The organism is Nocardia alni (assembly GCF_019038435.1).
GTDB classification, from domain to species: Bacteria; Actinomycetota; Actinomycetes; order Mycobacteriales; family Mycobacteriaceae; genus Nocardia; species Nocardia alni.
Genome location: NZ_JAGPOX010000107.1, coordinates 1 through 19,730, shown reverse-complemented (window position 1 = coordinate 19,730; position 19,730 = coordinate 1). Strand labels below are relative to the sequence as shown.

Sequence of the window (19,730 nt, the reverse complement as noted above, 5' to 3'; positions counted from 1 at the left end):
ACTTGCTTTGTAGACCGACTGTTACGAATCGCGGCTCGCCGCGGAAGGACACCCCGTGACACCCCTTTCGCAGACCACCCCCCGGGCCCTGCACGACGCGGCACGCACCTATGGTGACGCACTCGCCCTCTGGGACGGCGAGGTTCGGCTGAGCTGGGCGCAACTGCTGGAACAGGTCCAGCAGACCGCGGGCGCCCTGATCGCCCGCGGCGTCGGGCGCGGCGACCGCATCGCCATCTGGGCGCCGAACACCTACCACTGGGTCGTCGCGGCATTGGCCTCGCACTACTGCGGGGCCGCGCTGGTCCCGTTGAACACCCGGTACGTCGCCGACGAGGCGGTCGACGTGCTCGAGCGGGTGCACGCCAAGGCGTTGTTCATCGCGGGCCCATTCCTGGGCCGCGACCGGCTGACCGAACTGCGTTTCGCCGCGCCGGATCTGGCGATCGACACCGTCATCGTGATGCCGGTGGAGCCAGGGGCCGAGTTGCCGACTCCCACCTACACCGTGATCACCTGGTCCGAGCTGCCCTCGATCTCCGCGCAGATCTCGCGCGAGCAGGTCGTCGCGCACGGCGAAACGGTGGACCCCGAGGACATTTCCGACATTCTGTTCACCTCCGGCACCACCGGCCGCAGCAAGGGCACGCTGGTCGCGCATCGGCAGGCACTGAGCGTGGTGCGGGCATGGTGCGAGTGTTCGACGCTCACCAGCGGCGATCGCTACCTGGTGATTCCACCGTTCTTCCACAACTTCGGCTACAAGGCCGCGATGCTGGCCTGCCTGGTGACCGGCGCGACGATCGTGCCGCAGGCGACATTCGATGTGCCGCAGGCCATGCAGATGGTGCACGACCTGCAGATCACCGTGCTGACCGGACCGCCGACGATCTACCAGACCATTCTGGATCATCCGGCCCGCGAGAAGCACGACCTGAGCAGCCTGCGCGTGGCGGTCACCGGGGCGGCGACCGTCCCGGAGGTGTTGATCGAAAGAATGCGCGGCGAACTGAAATTCGACGTCGTGGTGACCGCCTACGGCCTGTCCGAATCGGCCGGATTCGGCACCATGTGCCAACCCGACGACGACGCCGCGACCGTGGCCAACACCTCGGGCGGCCCCATCGCGGACTTCGAGGTGCGCATCGGCGAACAGGGCGAGGTGCTGCTGCGCGGCCCGAACGTGATGCTGGGCTATCTGGACGACCCCGAGAACACCGCCAAGACCATCGATCCCGCCGGCTGGCTGCACACCGGCGATGTCGGCGTGCTGGACGAGCGCGGCTATCTGAAGATCACCGATCGGCTCAAGGACCTCTACATCAGCGGCGGATTCAACGTCTATCCCGCGGAGATCGAACAGGCCCTCGCCCGCCTCGACGGCGTCGCCGAATCCGCGGTGATCGGCATTCCGGACGAACGCATGGGCGAGGTCGGCAAGGCCTACATCGTGCGCAGGGCCGGCGCCGCGTTGAGCGAAGACGACGTCATCGCCTACGCGAAAACGACTTTGGCCAATTTCAAGGTGCCACGCGCGGTGGAATTCCGCGATCGGCTGCCCTACAGCGCCGCCGGGAAAGTGCTCAAACGGCAACTACGTGAGGAGAATTCGTGACAGCCGAGAACGGATCCGTCCCCGACGAGGGTGAGGTCGTCACTTACGAGCGGCGCGGGCCGGTCGCGGTCGTCACGATGAACCGTCCGGACTACCGCAACGCGCAGAACTCGGTGATGACCTACTCCCTGGACGCGGCCTTCCAGAAGGCCGTGGCGGACGACGAGGTCAAGGTGGTCGTGCTGGCGGGCAGCGGCGAACACTTCAGTGCCGGGCACGATATCGGCACCCCCGGCCGCGACCACCACGTCCGCTACGACAACGCGGCCGTGATGTGGTGGGACCACGTCGACCGGCCCGGCGGCGATCAGCGCTTCGCCCGCGAATCCGAGGTCTATCTGGGCATGTGCCGCCGCTGGCGGGAGATGCCCAAGCCGACCATCGCCATGGTCCAGGGCGCCTGCATCGCGGGTGCGCTGATGCTGGCCTGGTCCTGCGATCTCATCGTGGCCTCGCAGGATGCCTTCTTCTCCGATCCCGTGGTGCGCATGGGCATTCCGGGTGTGGAGTATTTCGCCCATCCGTGGATGCTGGGGCCGCGCCGGGCCAAGGAGGTGCTGTTCACCGGCGACCGGTTCGGCGCCGCACAGGCATACGAGTGGGGCATGGTCAATCGCGTTGTGCCGCGCGAGGACCTGGAGTCCGAGACCTTCGCCCTGGCCGAGAAGATATCGACCATGCCGCAATTCGGGCTGGCGCTGACCAAGCGGGCGGTCAACCAGTGCGAGGACCTGATGGGCATGCGGGCGGGCATGGATGCGGTTTTCGGCCTGCATCATTTCGCGCACGCGCACAACGCCGAGGTCGGTGCGGATTCACTCGGCGGAATGACCGCCAAATCGATGAAAGCCAGCGCTACAGAGAAGGACGGGGCGAAGTAGTGGACCTCGAACTCGATTCCGCCGCAAGGCAATTCCAGCTCGAGGTGCGTGAATTCCTGCGCACCAACGTGCCCGCGGCCCCTTTGCCCTCGATGGACACCCGGGTGGGCTTCGAGGCGCACCGCAAGTGGGAGGCCACGATGGCGCAGGCCCGCCTGTCGGTGGTGGCCTGGCCGCAGGAGTACGGCGGCCGCGACGCCTCGCTACTCGAGTGGGTGCTGTTCGAGCAGGAGTACTACGCGGCCGGCGCGCCCGGACGGGTCAGCCAGAACGGCATATTCCTGCTGGCGCCCACCCTGTTCGAGCACGGCACGCCCGAACAGCTCGAGCGCATCCTGCCGAGAATGGCGCGCGGCGACGATATCTGGGCTCAGGCCTGGTCCGAGCCCGAGGCGGGCAGCGACCTGGCAGGCATCCGTTCCACGGCCAAGCGCACCAACGGCGGCTGGCTCCTCAACGGCCAGAAGACCTGGAGTTCGCGTGCGTCCTTCGCGGATTGGGGTTTCGGGCTGTTCCGCAGCGATCCCGAGGCCGAGCGACATCGCGGCCTGACCTACGTGATGTTCCCGCTCGCGGCGGACGGTGTGACCGTGCGCCCGATCCCGCAGCTCGACGGCGAGCCCGGTTTCGCGGAGATCTTCCTGGACAACGTGTTCGTGCCCGACCGCGACGTCATCGGCGAGCCGAACGACGGCTGGCGCGTGGCGATGGCCACCTCCAGCAATGAGCGCGGTCTGTCGCTGCGCAGTCCCGGCCGGTTCAACGCGACCGCGCGGCGCCTGATCGAACTGTGGCGTTCGACGACCGAACCGGCCGACACCGCGGCGCGAAATCGCGTGGTGAACGCCTGGATCGGTGCGGAGGCGTACCGGCTCAACACCTGGGCCACCGTGACCCGCCTGGCCGACGGCGGCAAGCTCGGCGCGGAATCCTCGGTCAACAAGGTGTTCTGGTCCGACCTGGACATCGCGATGCACGAGACGGCGCTGGATCTGCTCGGCGAATCCGCCGAACAGCAGAGCGCCTGGACCGACGGCTACCTGTTCTCCCTCGCAGGCCCGATCTACGCGGGCACCAACGAGATTCAGCGCAACATCATCGCCGAACGCCTGCTCGGCCTGCCCCGCTGAATTCGCCCGACTTCGGATTGGACCGATCGATGAGATTTGCACTTGCCCCCGAGCAGCGCGACTTCGCCGACAGCCTGCGCAAGATGTGCGATGCGGCGGGAACGCCCGCCATCATCCGCGCGTGGGGTCGCGGGGATCACCGCAGCGGCCGCGGACTGATCCGTCAGCTCGCCGGGGCGGGCACCCTGGGCCTGATCGTCGATGAGGACCATGGCGGCATGGGCGCCGAGGCGGTCGATCTGGTGGTGGCCTGCGTCGAGCTCGGCCGGGCCGCCGTGCCCGGGCCGCTGGTGGAGACCGCGGCGGCGATTCCCGCACTGCTGCAAGCGCTCCCGGACGCGGGCCCGGCCAAGCGGTGGCTGGGCGCATTCGCCGAGGGCGCGGCGCTCGGCACGATCGCTCCCTCATCCACCAACGCGGTCGCGCTGGACGCCGACACGGCCGAGGTGATCCTCGCCGTCGAGGGCGACCGGCTGTACACCGCCCGCCGCACCGGACCTGTCCGGTCCGTCGACGCGGCACGCCGCCTGTTCACGATCGCCGCGGACGAACTCGTCGCCGAGGGCGACGTGGTGCGCGATGCCGCCGCGGCGGCCTTCGATGCCGGCGCGCTGGCGGTGTCCGCGCAGCTGCTCGGCGCGGGCCGGGCGCTGCTGGACATCAGCGTCGCCTACGTCAAGCAGCGGCATCAGTTCGGCAAGCCGATCGGCCAGTACCAGGCGATCAAGCACCATCTCGCCAACGCCCTGATCGGCTTGGAGATGGCGCAGCCGCTGGTGTACGGCGCGGCGCTGAGTACGGATGCCGCCAAGGCCGACCACGCACTGGCCGCGACCCGCTCGCGTGATGTCTCCGCCGCCAAGATCGCCTGTGCGGAGGCGGCGTATCGCACCGCGCGCACCGCCCTTCAGGTGCACGGCGCCATCGGCTACACCGCCGAATGCGACCTGTCACTGTGGCTGACCAAGGTCACCGCGTTGCAATCCGCCTGGGGCACAGCCGATTTCCATCGCGCCCGCGTCGCGGCGGCCCTGCGCGACACTGACGAATCCGAGGCCGCATGAGGATTTGCGGCGAACTGTCCCAGTTCGTGGAGATCGCGGCCACCCGGCGACCCGATGATGATGCCGGAACCTTGCCGACCCCGTCCAGCTCGTACACCACTTCAGGAGGCACTCCGTGAGCAGCACGGCCGAACTGCAGGAACTGGCCGGCACCGTGCGCGCGGTGCTGACCAAGCATGGCGACCGCACCGTGCTGCGCCGGGTCATCGATGGCGAGCGCGGCTACGACCAGGCGCTATGGTCACTGCTGTGCGAGCAGGTCGGCGTGGCCGCGCTGGCGATTCCGGAGGAGTACGGCGGTATCGGCGCGGGCCTGGTCGAGGCGCTGCTGGTGGTCGAGGAGCTGGGCCGCACGCTGCACACTCCGCCGATGCTCGGTTCGGCGGTGCTGGGCGCGCAGGCGCTGTTGCTGGCCGGCGACACCGAAGCCTGCGAGCGACTGCTGCCGGAAGTCGCCGAGGGCACGCGCACCCTGGCGGTGTGCTGGGCCGACGCACACGGCTGGGATACTCCGGGCGTCCATGTCGAGGACGGAAAGCTCACCGGCGCCGCCCATTACGTGCTGGACGGCATGAACGCCGACACCCTGATCGTGGTGACCACGCAGGGCCTGTACGAAATCGACTCCACCGCAGCGGATATCACCCGCACCCTCGTACCGACGATGGATCCGACCCGCCGCCTGTCCGAGATTACCTTCACCGCCGCCCCCGCCCGCCTCCTCGGCGGCGACGCGACCACGATCACCCGCCTGCGCGAAATCGCCTGGGCCGCAGTCGCGGCCGAACAGGTCGGCGCGGCCGACCATTGCCTGGGCATGACGGTGGAGTACAGCAAGTCCCGGGTCCAGTTCGGTCGCCCGATCGGCAGCTTCCAGGCCCTCAAACACCGCATGGCCGATATGTACGTGCTGGTGGAATCGGCCCGCTCGGCCGCCTACGCCGCCATCGCGGACCTGGCCACGGGCACGGCCGACCCGCTGGACTTGGCCGCCGCCCGCATCCACTGTTCGCGGACCCTGAACACCGTCGTCGGCGAGACGGTCCAGATGCACGGCGGCATCGCCATCACGTGGGAACACGACGCGCACCTCTACTTCAAGCGCGCCCACGGCGACACCCAGCTGTTCGGCGTACCCGCACGCCCTCTGGCACGCCCCGCCTGAGATCGAAGCCGCGTCCAGCGGGCAATTCGGCATATTCCAGCGCCGAGACCACTCGGCGCCGGCCCAGGCGGGCCACCTCGGCGACAGCACACCCCACCTGGACATCACCGGGTGGGGTATCTCATAGCAATGTACATAGCTAGGCTATGTACATTAATAGTTAGCCTATGTAAGTTAATAACCGTGCAGCCGAACCAAGCAACCGAATCCTCCGCTCCCGACGAGGGGCCCATGGTCGACATCGTGGTCACCATGGCGCAGATCACCCGCCTGGCACGGGTGCTGCGCGAGGACGATCTCCCGCATGCGATGCTGCGCGCCCTGTCCGTGCTCGACGAGCACGGCGGACTGCGCGTCAGCGAATTCGCCCGCATCGACGGTTGCTCCCAGCCGACAGCGACGACGCTGATCAATCGGCTGGTCACAGCGGGTCTGGTCGACCGCACCGCAGATCCCGACGACTCCAGAGCCGTGGTCGTCGAGATGACGCCGACGGGTCGCGAGCGATTGGCCGCGTCCCGCCGCGCGATCAGCACAGCCCTCACCGCACGATTGCCCGGCTTCGACGCCGATCGGCTCGCCCATCTCGACGGCGAGCTGAACGCCATGCTCGACGCCCTGAAATCGACGGTGTAACCCCAGATAATCTCTCAGGAGCGTTCATGAGCATCACGCTGCCTGCGCGCGCCGAATCCGACGCACCGAGCACCTCGAGAATCAAACAACCGAAAGCCGTGTGGGCAGTCGCCTTCGCGTCCGTCATCGCCTTCATGGGCATCGGGCTGGTCGATCCCATCCTCAAACCGATCGGCGAGCAGCTGCACGCCTCCACCTCGCAGGTGACGCTGCTGTTCACCAGCTACATGCTGGTCACCGGCGTTGCCATGCTCATCACGGGAGTGGTATCCAGTCGTTTCGGCGCGAAGAAGACGCTGCTGGCGGGGCTGGCGATCATCGTGGTGTTCGCCGCGCTGGCCGGCTGCTCCGGGACGGTCGGGCAGATCGTGGGCTTCCGCGCCGGCTGGGGGCTGGGCAACGCGCTGTTCATCGCGACCGCGTTGGCCACCATCGTGGGCGCGGCCACCGGCGGCGTCGCACGCTCGATCATCCTCTACGAGGCCGCGCTCGGCATCGGCATCGCGGCCGGTCCGCTGGTCGGCGGCGTGCTGGGCGGGATCAGCTGGCGCGCACCGTTCTTCGGTGTCTCGGTGCTGATGGCCATCGCCTTCATCGCCATCGTGACGTTGCTGCCGGAGGTGCCCAAGCCGGATCATCACACCTCGATCCTCGCCCCGTTCAAGGCATTACGGCACCGTGGTCTGCTGCTGGTGAGCATCACCGCGCTGCTGTACAACTACGGATTCTTCACGCTGCTGGCATACACCCCGTTCCCGCTGAACATGGGTACCTATTCGATCGGCCTCATCTTCTTCGGCTGGGGGCTGATGCTCGCCCTGGCGTCGGTGTTCTTCGCGCCACGGTTACAGCGCCGCTTCGGCACAGTGCGGATGATCGCCGTGTCCCTTGGACTGTTCGCGCTCGATCTGGCCATGATGGCCGTCTTCGCCGACCACAAGCCGGTACTGATCGTCGGCACCGTCCTGGCAGGCCTGTTCCTGGGCGTGAACAACACCCTGATCACCGAGGCCGTCATGATCTCCGCTCCCGTCGAGCGCGCCACCGCCTCGGCCGCCTACAGCTTCGTCCGCTTCGTCGGCGGCGCCGCGGCCCCGTACCTCGCGGGCATACTCGGCGAGAAGCAGATGGCCCTGCCCTTCTGGGTCGGCGCGGCCTGTACCGCCGTCGGCGTGCTGGTCCTGCTCTGCGGCCGTTCGGCCCTCGCACACATCGACGACCACGACCCTTCTCCCCACAGTGTCGATGAGGCCACAGCCATCAGTACCGGCGACGAGTGAGAACCCCACAGACTCATGACAATAGCTGGCACCACAGCTCCTCGAGGGCGTAGGTTCGCCGTGACCGTTTCTTGGCCTGATGAAGGGTTTTCATGTCCACCTCGATACAGAGACTCGGCCGCAGCGTGGCCATCGCCGTCATCACCGCGGGCGCGGTGCTGGTCGGCGCGAGCACGGCGGGCGCCGCACCGGCTAGCTCCGATACGACGACCATCAAGACGCCACAGGTCACCAGCGTCACCGATCCAGGCTTGCACACGGTGACAGCGACGCTCACCTCCGACCGCTTCGTGCAGAATGCCGCCACCCACTCCATCGACGTGGTCGACGCTCAGGGCAAGACCCTCGAGTCCATTCCACTCACCATGCGCGGCAAGGCCATTCCGGTCGCGGCTGATGTCAGCCAGAACGGCCGCGCCATGACGCTGAAGCAGGTCTCGTTCACCGACACCGGTAACCAGCTCATCAACCAGTGGGTCTGGGGCGTGCAGCACGGCGGCGCGGTCGGCGCCATCATCGGCTGCTTGCTGGGCTTCTGGCTCTTCGTCATCCCCGGCTGCGCCATCGGCGCCGCAATCGGCGGAACAATCGGCAGCCCGAACGGCGCCCAGATCAACGGAACCTTCTTCCGGCTGATCAGCGGGAACTGATTCACCGACGTACCGAAGGGCAGCCCGGACATCCCGTCCAGGCTGCCCTTCGCCGTTTCCGGCTCGGGTCTGTCAGCTGAACGGCGACTTCGGGCGCTCCTGCAGTTCGCCGTCGAGGTAGATGTCCACCTTCTCGTTGTAGAAGCAGACCAGGCCCGCGACCTTCTGGCTCTCGGGCAGAGGGGTGCGGTAGATCCAGACCAGATCCTTGTGCTCGGTACCGTTCACCTGCAGGCCGAAGTAGCCGGCGGTGCCCTTGTAGGGGCAGTGGGTCTGGGTGGCGGACGGGGTGAGCAGGTCTTGGCGGGTGTCGGTGAGGGGGAGGTAGTAGCGGGGCGGCAGGCCCGTCTCGAACAGGATGTGCGGGGAGTGCGAATCGGCGACGGTGACGCCGTCTACCTCCACCCGCACGTGCCGGGAGCTGCTCAGGATGTCGACGCGGGTGTAGGGGTTGCGCGGGTGGGTGTAGACCGGCTCGTCCTCCTCGAACCACTCGTCCATCGCGCTCCACTCCAGGCGCACCAGATCGCGCAGCTCCTCGATGGGGGAGTCCGGATAGCGCAACGCTGCACCGGATTTCGTGAGCCCGTCGGCGACCACGTCGTGCACCGCGCCCTCACCACGGCTGGGTGAATGTTTGGTCTCGCCGGTCGGTTCCAGCTTGGCGCGCAGATCGACGGCGGGGATGTAGTAGGCGGGATAGTACGGACTTTCCCAGACCAGCACGGGGTGGACGGTATCGGCGATCAACCGCCCCGCGACAAAAGCACGAACACGCTTGTGACTGGGCTCGATCCGGACCCGGCCCCGATTCGTATCGGACATACCGCCGAGGTTACTCGCGAGGGGTGACATCCCGGGGCGCTCCGACAAGCGCCCGACGTCGCCTTGAAACAGCCGGGATGGCAGCGACCGTAGCCGCCTGTCCGGCCGATGCGGTGCTGGAGCGCGGAAAGTAGCCGAGCGACCTGCGTATATCCAACTTTGATACGCTCATGTATCCGATAACCCGGGAGGTGTCGATGGCTGTTCAGACCGGTGGGTCCGGCGCGTCCGTGCCGCGCGCGCCCCGGGTGACCAAGCGGCGAGCCGAGACCCGGCAGCGGCTGCTGGACGCGGCGTTCGAGGCGTTCGCGGACGAGGGTTTCGGGCGTTGCACGGTGGAACAGATCTGCGAACGGGCCGGGTACACTCGCGGCGCCTTCTACTCGAACTTCACCTCGCTCGAGGAGCTGTTCCTGGCGATGTGGGAGCAGCGGTCCGCGCGGATGCTGCACGAGGTGACCGCGATGCTCGACGACGACACCCCCGTCCCGGATCTGCGTACCGGAGTGCGGCGGGTGCTCGACGCGGTTACCTTGGACGACAAGTGGTTTCGCATCACCTACGAGTTCACCGCGCACGCGTTGCGCACCCCGGCCCTGCGACGGGTGATGGCCGCGCGTGAAGACGCGATCACCGCCGCGCTCCTCCCGGTCGTGCGCGCACTGCTGGCCCGAGCGGGTCGCACAGTGACCGACCCGCAGGCCTTGGGCCGCGCCCTGGTCGCGGTGCACGACGGCACCGCCACCCAGTGCCTCATCGAGCCCGACAGCACCGCAGCCCGCGAACAGCGCATCGATCTGTTCACCCACGTATGCCTCGCATACAGCAGCTGATCCAGGCAGACCGCCGCCGCGCCGGCCCCTACGATGGACGGGATCAGCACCGGCGGATGGAGGACCACCGTGACCGACAGGCCCGAACTCGTTCGAGCGCTCGACCTGCAGCCACATCCGGAAGGCGGCTGGTTCCGCGAAACCTGGCGCAGCGCAGTCGAGTTCGAACCGGACGGCTACGAGGGCCGGCGCTCGAGCGCGACCGCGATCCATTTCCTGCTGCTTCCCGGCGAGCAGTCGGCACCGCACACGGTCCGCTCCGACGAGATCTGGCTGTGGCACCGCGGCGGCCCATTGCTGCTGAACATCGACGGCCAGGAGATCACCCTCGGCCCCGACGTGGAGCACGGCCAACTGCCGCAGGCCGTCGTACCCGGCGGCGTGAGCCAGTCCGCCCGCCCCGCGACCGACGAGTATGTCCTGGTCAGCTGCATCGTCGCCCCCGGCTTCGATTTCGCGGACTTTCGCCTGGACTGAGCACCCCGATTCTGTCACCAGCAATGAGAATATCGGTGGCACCGCGACATCCGGATTCCCTACTCTGACGCCGAGAATCTCCATGTAAGGAAATCCGGATGTCTGTCAAACGTTTAGCCCTCTCCTCCGTGATCGCCGTCGCCGTGCTGGGGTTCGGGGCGTCCCCAGCCCTCGCACAGATCCCGTTGCAACCCGCCGCACCCGCACCCGCTCCCGTTACGTCGACCTCTGATATCCCTTCGGGGCAGCCGGTTTACATCCCTGGCCCATCGGGGAGCGCGGAGTGTTTGTTCTCGGGGAGCAAAGTCGGGGGGTGGGCCGTGGGCGCGCCCTGTCAATGACCGAACGACAGCAAAGTGCGGTCGTGTCGTAGCCGGATGAAGAATGGTCACCGCGTGACCGAACCAAGGGTCACGCGGTGACCACTCCGATTGAAACGGTGCGGCTATTCGTCGACGGCGATGATGCCTTCATCCACCGCATGCTCGATGGTGCGCCCGAGGTTCGGGCAGCCCTCGGGACGGCCCGGACCTCCGCGCAGATCCTTGAACACCGGGCATGCCTCGGCCGGGTTCACCGTCCACTGCACCGATGTCTGTTGCGAGCTGGACTTGCGCACAAGGACTTTCGCCCCGCACGTCTGGCAGGCGAGCGGCGCCATCCCCTCCTCGAGGTAGCGCCGCTTGTCCACGACCGTCTGGGCGCGTACCTGCGCACGTCGCTCCGGACGATCCGCGAAGTCCGGCGCCTTCGCCCAGGTGGCCATCAGAGCGCCGCCTGCGCGGACTGCGCCTCCTCGGTCTCCCGCTTGCGGCGCAGGTTCTCGGCGACCTCGGCTTCCCATGCCTCATTGGCCTTGGTGGTGTCGACCTCGAACTCGAAGCGCTGGGTGCTCTTCGGATCGACGTCCGCCACATCGACGTAGAACTGGTCGTACCAGCGGCGCAGCTGATAAACCGGGCCATCCTCCTCGCACAGCAGCGGATTGTCGATCTTGGACTTGTGCTTCCAGATCTCCACGTCCTGCAGGAAGCCGACGGCGATGCCCTCGGTCATCTTCTCTGCCAGCTTCCGGGAGGACTCGTCGTCCAGGCCCTTCGGCTTCTGCACCGACACGCCGTACTGCAGGACGAACGAGTCCTGCGATACCGGATAGTGGCAGTTGATCAGGACGCTCTTGACCTCGAACCCGCTATAGAAGTTGTTCAGCGGGTTGATCATGTACGAGGGGCCGTAGTACGCGGCGACCGACTTCAGCACCGAGTCGGCGTACTGTGACCCCATCCCGATGTCGGGACGGCTCTTGGTCTCGAGGAACTGCGAGGCGACGTGGCCCTCGAAGACGTTCTTGAAGAATGTCGGGTACGCGAAGTGGATGTAGAAGAAGTGCGCCATGTCGACCACGTTGTCGATGATCTCGCGGCAGTTGGCGCCCTCGATCAGCATCGAGTTCCAGGTCCACTCGGTCCATCCGTCGTCGAGCACCTCGCTCGAGTTGCCCTCGGCGTCGGCGTAGGGCCCCTCGATATACGGGATGGTGACGTCTTCCGGCGGCGGATTGCCCTCGTGGTCGTGCCAGATGAACAGCTGGCCGTTGCGCTCGAGCGTGGTCCACGAGCGGGTACGGGCGAGCGGGGGCACCCGGCGGGCATACGGAATCTCGGTGCACTTGCCGTTGCCGCCCCAGCGCCAGTCATGGAACGGACAGGCGACCGCATCACCCTTGACCTCACCCATACTCAGGTCACCACCCATATGGCGGCAGTAGGCGTCGAGTACCTGAAGCTCACCGTTGCTGTCGGCGAACACCACCAGCTTGGTGCCGAACACCGAGACGGCGTGCGGCTTGCCATCCTTGAACGGCGCGGTCAAGCCCAGGCAATGCCATCCCCGCGCATAGCGAGTGGGCGCGGCCCCGACGTCGATCTCACGGACAGAACGAGCACTGCCACTCCGCGGTGGGGTAACTGCCATCGCAATCCCTCCTCTATGATTACTAGAACACGTTACAAATTTTTCCGGCCTGACGCCAGTCATTCCCCCGACGACCAGGTAAGGGCCACCAGGACACCTGAGCGAACACGCGTTCTCGACAGGAATAGGAACGTGTTCTAGTCTCAGGGTACGTATCGACCGACCGAGCCAGGAGCAGCCCCGGATGACGCAAGAAGTGGTAGAGCGGGTCGAAGCGCTGCTGCCGATGCTGCGCGAGCGTGCGCAGGAGGCAGAGGATCTGCGCCGCATCCCCGACGAAAGCATCAAGGCGCTGCAGGAGGCCGGTTTCTTCCGCCTGCTGCAGCCGCGCCAGTGGGGCGGGCACGCCGCCGATCCCGTGGTGTTCTACGACACCGTCCGCAAGATCGCCGGCGCCTGCGGATCCACCGGCTGGGTCTCGGGCATCATCGGGGTGCACAACTGGCATCTGGCGCTGTTCAGCCAGCAGACCCAGGAGGAGGTCTGGGGGCAGGACTCACAGGTCCGCATTTCCTCCTCCTACGCCCCGATGGGCGCCGGCGTGGTGACCGAGAGCGGTGACGGCTATATCGTCAACGGCTCGTGGGCCTGGTCGTCGGGTAGCGATCACGCCAGCTGGACCTTCGTCGGCGGTCCGGTGATCAAGGACGGCAAACCGGTCGACTTCGGCAGCTTCCTGGTGCCGCGCACCGACTACCGCATCGACGATGTGTGGAATGTGGTGGGCCTGCGGGGAACCGGCTCCAACACCCTGGTGCTGGAGAACGTCTTCGTGCCGCGGCACCGGTTCCTGAGCTACAAGAGCATGAACGATCTGACCGCGCCGGGTTTGCGGGAGAACACCGATCCGGTCTACAGAATGCCTTGGGGCACAATCCATCCCACGACGATCTCCACCCCCATCGTCGGTATGGCCTACGGCGCGCTGGACGCGCACGTGGAGCACCAGGGCAAGCGCCTGCGCGCCGCTTACGCCGGCGAGAAGGCCAAGGACGACCCGTTCGCCAAGGTTCGCATCGCCGAGGCGGCCAGCGATATCGACGCCGCCTGGCGTCAGCTGTCGGGCAATGTGGCCGACGAGTACGCACTGCTGGTCGCGGGCAAGGAGATCCCGTTCGACCTGCGTGTGGCCGCCCGTCGCGATCAGGTCCGCGCCACCGGCCGGGCCATCGCCTCGATCGACAAGATGTTCGAGAGCTCGGGTGCCACCGCCCTCGCGAACGGCACTCCGCTGCAACGGTTCTGGCGTGACGCACACGCCGGCCGGGTGCACGCCGCCAACGATCCCGAGCGCGCCTACATGATGTACGGCACGCATGCCTTCGGTCTGCCGGTCACCGACGGGATGGTGTGATGACCACGGTGTCGGAGGTCACCTTCGAGTCCACCTCGCGCTACGCGCAGGTGCGGCCGGATCTGAAGCTGCACTACCACGAAGCCGGTGTGGGCAACGGCCCGACGATCGTGCTGCTGCACGGCGGCGGGCCGGGCGCCTCGTCCTGGGCGAACTTCGCCCGCAACATCCCGGTGCTGGCACGAGATTTCCATGTCCTGGCCGTGGACCAGCCGGGATTCGGCCTGTCCGACAAGCCGACCGAGCATCCGCAGTACTTCGTGCACAGCGCCTCGGCGTTGAAGGATCTGCTCGACACCCTCGAGATCACCGGACGCGTACACCTGCTGGGCAATTCGCTCGGCGGCGGCGCGGCGGTGCGGTTCGCGCTCGACTATCCCGACCGCGCGGGCAAACTCGTGCTGATGGGTCCGGGCGGCGTGAGCACCAACCTGTTCGCGCCCGATCCGACCGAGGGCGTCAAGGCCCTGAGTTCGTTCGTGGCCGAGCCGACTCGGGAGAACATCGAGAAGTTCATCCGCATCATGGTTTTCGACCAGAAACTGGTGACACCCGAACTCGTCGACGAGCGGTTCGAGCTGGCTCGCACCCCGGAGTCGCTGGCCGCCATGCGCGCGATGGGAAAGTCGTTCGCCTCGGCCGATTTCGAGAAGGGCATGCTCTGGCGCGACACCTACAAGCTGCGCCAGCCGGTGCTACTGATCTGGGGCCGCGAGGACCGGGTCAATCCGCTGGACGGCGCACTGGTGGCGCTGAAGACCATTTCTCGGGCACAGTTGCATGTGTTCGGCGGCTGCGGCCACTGGGCGCAGGCGGAGAAGTTCGATGAATTCAACCGTCTGACCGCCGATTTCCTGCTCGGGTCCAAGGAGAAGTGAGATGAGTATTCGAGCGCTCGGGTATATGCGCATCGAGGCCACCGATATGGCGGCCTGGCGCGAATACGGGCTCAAGGTGCTCGGCATGATGGAGGGTGACGGGCCCGACAAGGACGCACTCTACCTGCGCATGGACGATTTTCCGGCGCGGCTGGTGATCGTCCCCGGAGAACAGGACCGTTTGCAGATCTCCGGCTGGGAGGTCACCGACGCCCCAGGGCTGCAACGTCTTCGGGAGAGCCTGTCCAAGGCCGGAGTGCCCTTCGCCGAGGGCACCAAGGAAGATGCCGCCGACCGCCGCGTCGAGGGCCTGATCCGTTTCCAGGATCCGTCCGGCAACACGCTCGAGGCGTTCTACGGCGGTCAGTTCCTCGGCCGCCGGTTCGTCAGCCCGTATGGGCACAAGTTCGTCACCGCCGAGCAGGGTCTGGGTCACGTGGTGCTGACCTGCACCGACGATGCGGCGGCACAGGCGTTCTACCAGGATGTGCTGGGCTTCCGGCTGCGCGACTCGATGCGTCTGCCCCCGCAGGTCGTCGGCCGTCCCGCCGACGGCGACCCGGCCTGGCTGCGGTTCTACGGCTGCAACCCGCGCCACCACGCGCTGGCGTTCCTGCCGCTGCCGAATCCGACCGGCATCGTGCATCTGATGGTCGAGGTGGAGAATTCCGACGACGTCGGGCTGTGCCTGGATCGCGCGATGCGCAAGAAGGTAAAGATGTCGGCCACCCTCGGGCGGCATATCAACGACAAGATGCTGTCGTTCTACATGAAGACGCCCGGCGGATTCGACATCGAATACGGTTGCGAGGGACTGGAAGTCGACGACCACAGCTGGATCGCGCGGGAATCCACCGCGGTGAGCCTGTGGGGCCACGACTTCACCATCGGATTCAAGTAGGTACGGATGACCACGAGCGAGCAGCCCACGATCGATCCGCGCCAGTTCCGGACTGTGCTGGGGCAGTTCTGCACCGGCATCACCGTCATCACGACCTTCGGTGCGGACGAGACACCGATCGGTTTCGCCTGCCAGTCGTTCGCCGCCCTGTCCCTCGATCCGCCGCTCGTGCTGTTCTGCCCCACCAAGGAATCCCGCTCCTGGGCGGCGATCCGATCCAACGGGCGCTTCTGTGTGAATATCCTGGCCGAGGAACAGCAGCCCGTCTGCGCTCGATTCGGTTCCCGCGAACCCGATAAGTTCGCCGGAATCGACTGGCACACGACGGACTTGGGGTTGCCGGCGCTGGATGGCGCGCTTGCCACGATTCAATGCACGGTCGAGAGCGTCCTGGACGGCGGCGACCACTACATCGTGATGGGCCGGGTCCAGGCACTGTCGGAGTCCACCGACTCCGGTCGGCCGCTGCTGTTCTATCGCGGTCAGTACACCGCCATCGAGCCGGAGAAGACCACGCCGGCGCCTTGGCGCGCGGATCTGGAGCATTTCCTGACGACCACGACTCTGGACACTTGGCTGTAGGGCGAACTCTCGCCAGTCTTCGGCAGCAGTGCCCCTGTGGATCTTCATCCACAGGGGCACTGCCGTGTATTACGGCCGTTACTCGGGCCGATACCGCTCAGGCCCGTGTATCCCGTTGGGCCGCCGGGGCGTACCCGATCGGGCGGGTGCCGAAGGTACCGCGGCCGTGGGTTCGACTGCGCAATCGGGTTGCGTAGCCGAATATCTCGGCCAGCGGTATCTCGGCCGTCACGACAGCGGTTGCCGCGCGCGTCGTCGAGCCGAGGATGCGGCCGCGGCGAGCCGCGAGGTCGCCGAGCACCGGGCCGAGGCAGTCCGGTGGAGCGGTGACGGTGATCTCGACCATCGGCTCCAGCAGCCGCATCGCGCCGGCGCGCAGCGCCTGGTGCAGGGCCAGACGCCCGGCGGTGCGGAAGGCGAGCTCCGAGGAGTCCTTCGGATGCGTGGCACCGTCGGTGAGCACCACCCGCACACCGGTGACCGGATGCCCGCCCAGCGGTCCGGCCTCGAGCGCGTCTCGGCATCCCGCCTCCACCGCACGGACGTACTCGCGCGGCACATGGCCACCGACGACGGTCGAGGTGAACTCGAAACCCGTTGTGCCGCACTCACCCAGCGGGGCCACGTCCAGCACGACATGAGCGAACTGCCCGGCCCCGCCGTCCTGTTTCACGTGCCGGTACAGCAGCCCGGACACCCCACGCACGACCGTCTCCCGGTAGGCCACCTGTGGTCGGCCCACAGCGATATCGATCGCACGGTCCCTGCGGATCTTCTCCACAGCCACCTCCAGATGTAGTTCGCCCTGTCCGGACAGCAGGGTCTGCCCGGTTTCGGCGTCCATATGCACGACCAGCGAGGGGTCCTCCTGCACCAAGCCCGCCAGCGCCGCTGAAAGGCGTTCGACCGCAGCACCGTTGGCGGCCTCGACCGCCACCGACACGACGGGTTCGGCCACGACCGGGGGCTCCAGCATGATCGGCGCATCGGGGGCGCACAGCGTCGCGCCCGCCCGCGCCGATTTCACGCCGACAACCGCGACGATGTCACCGGCCACGGCCCGCGGCACCTCCGTGCGCCGGTCGGCCTGTACGCGCAGGATCCGGCCGATCCGCTCGGTTCGCCGTGCCCCGGCATCGAGCACCACATCGCCCTTGCCGAGGGTGCCCGAATACAGTCGCAGGTAGGTGAGCCGGCCCGTCGGGGTCGTCTGCACCTTGAATACCAGGGCCGCAAGCGGCCGGGCCGAACGCGCCTGCCCGTCGTCTGTGGCGTGCGGCGCCGGACGATCCGACGGCGCGGGCAGGTAGTCCACAACGGCGTCGAGCAGCGGTTCGACACCCCGATTGCGGTACGCCGCGCCACAGAGCACAACGACGACCTCGCCGTCACCGGTGAGCTCGCGCAGCGCCGCGACGAGAGTCTGCGCCGACAACTCCGATCGCCGCAGGTATTCCTCCAGCGCGACCGGATGTCGTTCGGCGACCGCCTCTTCCAGCTCCGCACGCACTCGGTTGGCACGCTCGAGCAGTTCGGGCGGTATCGGCGCCTCGACGACTCGATCGGTGTCACCGGACCAGATCAACGCGCGCATCCGGACCAGATCCACCACGCCGATGAATTCCTCCTCCCGACCTATCGGCAGCTGCACCAGCAGGGGGACAGGGTGCAACCGGGCTCGAATGGACTCCACCGCGGCCTCGAGATCCGCACCGGGACGGTCCATCTTGTTGATGAAAGCGATGCGGGGCACGCCATGTCGGTCGGCCCGCCGCCATACCGATTCGCTCTGCGGCTCCACACCCGCGACCGCGTCGAAGACCGCGATCGCACCGTCGAGCACTCGCAACGATCGCTCCACCTCATCGGCGAAGTCGACGTGGCCGGGAGTGTCGATCAGGTTGAGCCGGTGGTCGTTCCAGGTGCAGCTCACCGCCGCGGCGAAAATGGTGATACCGCGATCACGCTCCTGCGCGTCGTAATCGGTGACGGTGGTGCCATCGTGTACCTCGCCGCGGCGATGGATCTCGCCGGTGAGGTACAGCATGCGTTCGGTGACGGTGGTCTTTCCCGCATCCACATGGGCGAGGATGCCGAGATTGCGCACGGCAGCGAGAGTGTGTGGGGACATGGTGGTACGCATGATCTGCGGTCGTTTCTGCTGATCCGAATGAGGACAGCGCAATTCCCGCCGCAAGCGACATCGACGGACCTGTAAGGGTCGTAGACCGATCCGGCGGACTCAGTACCGGCCGCGCAGCCGGTACTGGACCGGCGAAGACACCAGAATCACCTCGAACCGCATCGGGGCAACGACGAGCGCGTAACTGGCGTATCGCATCGCATGCCTCCCGTTCGAGTGCCCGCACCGCTGGTAGCGCGGCTCACCTACCGTATCGCTGAGCGACGCTGGGCGACACTGATTTTCCCCCCGCCCCGTACAACCCGGGGCGACGGCGTGCACAGACCTCTCATCTTGGCTGAACTCCGCGAGAAGGGGGCTTGTCGGAGGGATGGGATACCTTCGCGGCACAGGTTCGACCGAGTTGCCGATGTCGAGTAAGGGGGTTCTACACAATGCGCGACCAAATTCTGTGCGAGAAGGCTCCGTTCGAGTCGTTGCCCGCGTGGTTACCGGACGGGGCTGTCGTCACGTCGCGGGATTGCGGGCGGCCGATCATGTGGGTGTCGAACGAGACCGGCCCTGCCATGGGTCGATGGTGGGACCGGTTGTTCCCCGAGCATCCGGAGAGCGGGCTGTATCCGCTGCTGGTGAACGACTGTCTCGACGTCCACCTCATGCTCACATCGCCCTCGGCCGAAGGGGATATCGATGCGATACCGGGCGATCGGCTGATCCGGGACTATTTCGAATATTTCGGAGATGCCTGGCCGGGCTTCACGCCGGCCAAGCGGCCGTCGGTGCATCCGGGGTACGCGGCCGGACGCCTGGCCTCCGAGGGACCGGCCGACTATCGACTCGCGCTCGTCCCGTGCGCCCGTGGGGCCGACGCCCCGGCGTTGATCGGCTGGGCCGGAGCCATCAACTACACCCGAAAGGTGGAGATGGTGTCCTCGGTACTGCGGTCGTGGGAGGAGAGGTTCGGCGTCCGCGTGGTCAAGATCGGCTGCTCGACCCTCGAGCTGTCCGTCGCCGCACCACCGGTGACCATGCCCGAGGCTCGCCGAATCACCCTGGAGCACGCCGGATTCTGTCCAAGCATCTGGAGTGACGATGTCACGGTCGAAAGTTACGCTGCCGGGCTCGTAGGAAAGTCGGCATGGCGCTTCCGGTGGGCGTGAGCGGGCATTTCCCCTGAAACGCGGGAAGGCCCCCAGCATCAGCTGGGGGCCTTCCTGAAAGGATGTTCCGGCGGTGTCCTACTCTCCCACACCCTGGCGAGTGCAGTACCATCGGCGCTGGTGGCCTTAGCTTCCGGGTTCGGAATGGGACCGGGCGTTTCCCCACCGCTATAGCCGCCGTA

19 protein-coding genes and 1 rRNA gene are annotated in these 19,730 nt (G+C 66.9%); 15 read left to right on the top strand and 5 right to left on the bottom strand.

The genetic code is table 11. The annotated features are described in order from the left end of the window. Positions 1-55: 55 nt before the first annotated feature. The 8 genes from JZ791_RS31505 (at position 56) to JZ791_RS31470 (ending at position 8,421) form a co-directional block, all read left to right on the top strand. Positions 56-1,615, top strand: a complete 1,560-nt coding sequence (locus tag JZ791_RS31505; protein WP_216899388.1) for a FadD3 family acyl-CoA ligase — start codon at positions 56-58, stop codon at positions 1,613-1,615. Next, the gene (locus JZ791_RS31500; protein WP_216899387.1) at positions 1,612-2,496 is read left to right on the top strand and encodes an enoyl-CoA hydratase; all 885 of its coding nucleotides are present in this window, start codon (positions 1,612-1,614) and stop codon (positions 2,494-2,496) included. The genes JZ791_RS31505 and JZ791_RS31500 overlap by 4 nt, the downstream gene beginning before the upstream one ends. Then, entirely contained in the window at positions 2,496-3,626 is a 1,131-nt protein-coding gene (locus JZ791_RS31495) for an acyl-CoA dehydrogenase family protein (RefSeq protein WP_216899384.1), read from the top strand. The genes JZ791_RS31500 and JZ791_RS31495 overlap by 1 nt, the downstream gene beginning before the upstream one ends. Positions 3,627-3,655: 29 nt before the next feature. Next, positions 3,656-4,690 (top strand): acyl-CoA dehydrogenase family protein, encoded by a 1,035-nt coding sequence (locus JZ791_RS31490; RefSeq protein WP_216899382.1) that lies wholly within the window; start codon positions 3,656-3,658, stop codon positions 4,688-4,690. Positions 4,691-4,805: 115 nt separating this feature from the next. Beyond that, positions 4,806-5,855 carry an acyl-CoA dehydrogenase family protein gene (locus JZ791_RS31485; RefSeq protein WP_216899380.1) on the top strand — a complete coding sequence of 350 codons (1,050 nt, stop codon included), beginning with the start codon at positions 4,806-4,808 and terminating at the stop codon, positions 5,853-5,855. 183 nt (positions 5,856-6,038) lie between these two features. Continuing rightward, positions 6,039-6,491 carry a MarR family winged helix-turn-helix transcriptional regulator gene (locus JZ791_RS31480; RefSeq protein ID WP_308163185.1) on the top strand — a complete coding sequence of 151 codons (453 nt, stop codon included), beginning with the start codon at positions 6,039-6,041 and terminating at the stop codon, positions 6,489-6,491. 26 nt (positions 6,492-6,517) lie between these two features. Continuing rightward, a complete protein-coding gene (locus tag JZ791_RS31475) occupies positions 6,518-7,771 on the top strand; it encodes an MFS transporter (protein WP_216899376.1) in 1,254 nt (417 codons plus the stop codon). Positions 7,772-7,863: 92 nt separating this feature from the next. Then, the gene (locus JZ791_RS31470) at positions 7,864-8,421 is read left to right on the top strand and encodes a DUF8020 domain-containing protein (RefSeq protein WP_216899374.1); all 558 of its coding nucleotides are present in this window, start codon (positions 7,864-7,866) and stop codon (positions 8,419-8,421) included. A gap of 72 nt (positions 8,422-8,493) precedes the next feature. Here the strand turns inward: JZ791_RS31470 and JZ791_RS31465 are convergent, their stop codons facing one another. Then, entirely contained in the window at positions 8,494-9,246 is a 753-nt protein-coding gene (locus JZ791_RS31465; RefSeq protein WP_216899372.1) for a DUF427 domain-containing protein, read from the bottom strand. Between the two features lie 197 nt (positions 9,247-9,443). On the opposite strand from JZ791_RS31465, the gene JZ791_RS31460 reads away from it, so the two are divergent. Together JZ791_RS31460 and JZ791_RS31455 are read left to right on the top strand one after the other, a co-directional pair. Beyond that, a complete protein-coding gene (locus tag JZ791_RS31460; RefSeq protein WP_216899365.1) occupies positions 9,444-10,079 on the top strand; it encodes a TetR/AcrR family transcriptional regulator in 636 nt (211 codons plus the stop codon). 33 nt (positions 10,080-10,112) lie between these two features. Beyond that, positions 10,113-10,556, top strand: coding sequence for a cupin domain-containing protein (locus JZ791_RS31455; protein ID WP_216899364.1), 444 nt, complete (start codon positions 10,113-10,115; stop codon positions 10,554-10,556). Positions 10,557-11,001: 445 nt separating this feature from the next. Here JZ791_RS31455 and JZ791_RS31450 read toward each other — a convergent pair whose 3' ends face one another. Both JZ791_RS31450 and JZ791_RS31445 read right to left on the bottom strand, forming a co-directional pair. After that, entirely contained in the window at positions 11,002-11,322 is a 321-nt protein-coding gene (locus JZ791_RS31450; protein WP_216899362.1) for a hypothetical protein, read from the bottom strand. Next, positions 11,322-12,530 carry a 3-ketosteroid-9-alpha-monooxygenase, oxygenase component gene (locus JZ791_RS31445; RefSeq protein WP_216899360.1) on the bottom strand — a complete coding sequence of 403 codons (1,209 nt, stop codon included), beginning with the start codon at positions 12,528-12,530 and terminating at the stop codon, positions 11,322-11,324. Before JZ791_RS31445 ends, JZ791_RS31450 begins: the two co-directional genes overlap by 1 nt. Before the next feature lie 184 nt (positions 12,531-12,714). Here JZ791_RS31445 and hsaA point away from each other — a divergent pair, with 184 nt between their 5' ends. The 4 genes from hsaA to hsaB are packed head-to-tail and all read left to right on the top strand — an operon-like array spanning position 12,715 to position 16,245. After that, entirely contained in the window at positions 12,715-13,884 is a 1,170-nt protein-coding gene (hsaA, locus tag JZ791_RS31440) for a 3-hydroxy-9,10-secoandrosta-1,3,5(10)-triene-9,17-dione monooxygenase oxygenase subunit (protein ID WP_216899358.1), read from the top strand. After that, a complete protein-coding gene (gene hsaD / locus JZ791_RS31435; RefSeq protein WP_216899356.1) occupies positions 13,884-14,762 on the top strand; it encodes a 4,5:9,10-diseco-3-hydroxy-5,9,17-trioxoandrosta-1(10),2-diene-4-oate hydrolase in 879 nt (292 codons plus the stop codon). Before hsaA ends, hsaD begins: the two co-directional genes overlap by 1 nt. Position 14,763: 1 nt before the next feature. Then, entirely contained in the window at positions 14,764-15,663 is a 900-nt protein-coding gene (gene hsaC / locus JZ791_RS31430) for an iron-dependent extradiol dioxygenase HsaC (RefSeq protein WP_216899354.1), read from the top strand. Between the two features lie 6 nt (positions 15,664-15,669). Next, the gene (gene hsaB, locus JZ791_RS31425) at positions 15,670-16,245 is read left to right on the top strand and encodes a 3-hydroxy-9,10-secoandrosta-1,3,5(10)-triene-9,17-dione monooxygenase reductase subunit (protein WP_216899352.1); all 576 of its coding nucleotides are present in this window, start codon (positions 15,670-15,672) and stop codon (positions 16,243-16,245) included. 97 nt (positions 16,246-16,342) lie between these two features. Here hsaB and fusA read toward each other — a convergent pair whose 3' ends face one another. After that, positions 16,343-18,376 (bottom strand): elongation factor G, encoded by a 2,034-nt coding sequence (gene fusA / locus JZ791_RS31420; RefSeq protein WP_216899350.1) that lies wholly within the window; start codon positions 18,374-18,376, stop codon positions 16,343-16,345. A gap of 446 nt (positions 18,377-18,822) precedes the next feature. Here fusA and JZ791_RS31415 point away from each other — a divergent pair, with 446 nt between their 5' ends. Continuing rightward, positions 18,823-19,548, top strand: coding sequence for a DUF4253 domain-containing protein (locus JZ791_RS31415; protein WP_216899348.1), 726 nt, complete (start codon positions 18,823-18,825; stop codon positions 19,546-19,548). Positions 19,549-19,613: 65 nt separating this feature from the next. Here JZ791_RS31415 and rrf read toward each other — a convergent pair. Then, positions 19,614-19,730: ribosomal RNA gene (gene rrf, locus JZ791_RS31410) — 5S ribosomal RNA — on the bottom strand.

Coding starts and splice junctions, on each gene's coding strand:
- JZ791_RS31490 (WP_216899382.1), top strand. CDS start 3,656: ATGAGATTTGCACTTGCCCCCGAGCAGCGCGACTTCGCCGACAGCCTG.
- JZ791_RS31475 (WP_216899376.1), top strand. CDS start 6,518: ATGAGCATCACGCTGCCTGCGCGCGCCGAATCCGACGCACCGAGCACC.
- JZ791_RS31470 (WP_216899374.1), top strand. CDS start 7,864: ATGTCCACCTCGATACAGAGACTCGGCCGCAGCGTGGCCATCGCCGTC.
- JZ791_RS31465 (WP_216899372.1), bottom strand. CDS start 9,246: ATGTCCGATACGAATCGGGGCCGGGTCCGGATCGAGCCCAGTCACAAG.
- JZ791_RS31460 (WP_216899365.1), top strand. CDS start 9,444: ATGGCTGTTCAGACCGGTGGGTCCGGCGCGTCCGTGCCGCGCGCGCCC.
- JZ791_RS31455 (WP_216899364.1), top strand. CDS start 10,113: ATGGACGGGATCAGCACCGGCGGATGGAGGACCACCGTGACCGACAGG.
- JZ791_RS31450 (WP_216899362.1), bottom strand. CDS start 11,322: ATGGCCACCTGGGCGAAGGCGCCGGACTTCGCGGATCGTCCGGAGCGA.
- JZ791_RS31445 (WP_216899360.1), bottom strand. CDS start 12,530: ATGGCAGTTACCCCACCGCGGAGTGGCAGTGCTCGTTCTGTCCGTGAG.
- hsaA (WP_216899358.1), top strand. CDS start 12,715: ATGACGCAAGAAGTGGTAGAGCGGGTCGAAGCGCTGCTGCCGATGCTG.
- hsaD (WP_216899356.1), top strand. CDS start 13,884: ATGACCACGGTGTCGGAGGTCACCTTCGAGTCCACCTCGCGCTACGCG.
- hsaC (WP_216899354.1), top strand. CDS start 14,764: ATGAGTATTCGAGCGCTCGGGTATATGCGCATCGAGGCCACCGATATG.
- hsaB (WP_216899352.1), top strand. CDS start 15,670: ATGACCACGAGCGAGCAGCCCACGATCGATCCGCGCCAGTTCCGGACT.
- fusA (WP_216899350.1), bottom strand. CDS start 18,376: ATGTCCCCACACACTCTCGCTGCCGTGCGCAATCTCGGCATCCTCGCC.
- JZ791_RS31415 (WP_216899348.1), top strand. CDS start 18,823: ATGCGCGACCAAATTCTGTGCGAGAAGGCTCCGTTCGAGTCGTTGCCC.